This is a genomic window from Pseudomonas sp. AM4(2022) (assembly GCF_036346515.1).
GTDB lineage: Bacteria > Pseudomonadota > Gammaproteobacteria > Pseudomonadales > Pseudomonadaceae > Aquipseudomonas > Aquipseudomonas paracarnis.
Genome location: NZ_JAOTNW010000091.1, coordinates 1 through 254, shown reverse-complemented (window position 1 = coordinate 254; position 254 = coordinate 1). Strand labels below are relative to the sequence as shown.

Here is a 254-nt window from a genome sequence, read left to right as displayed (position 1 = left end):
CCCTGCCCGATGCCAGCGTTGTCGACTATGCCTACGACCGCCAAGGCAACCTCCTCAGCGTCGGAGACGGCCACTGGGCGTTGGCCTACGAATACGACCGCCAAAACCGCCTCACCGCCGAACACCAAGGCTGGGGCACCCTGCGCTACGGCTACGACGCCTGCGGCCAACTGAAAAACCTGTGCCTGCCGGACAACAACCGCGTCACCTTCAACCACGACAAAAGCGGCCACCTCGCCACCGTCGAACTCAAC

The 254-nt window shown here is 63.8% G+C and carries 1 protein-coding gene; it reads left to right on the top strand.

The annotated features are described in order from the left end of the window. Positions 1-254, top strand: a 254-nt coding sequence (locus ODQ19_RS28110) for an RHS repeat domain-containing protein (protein ID WP_330211853.1), incomplete at both ends; no start/stop codon positions are given.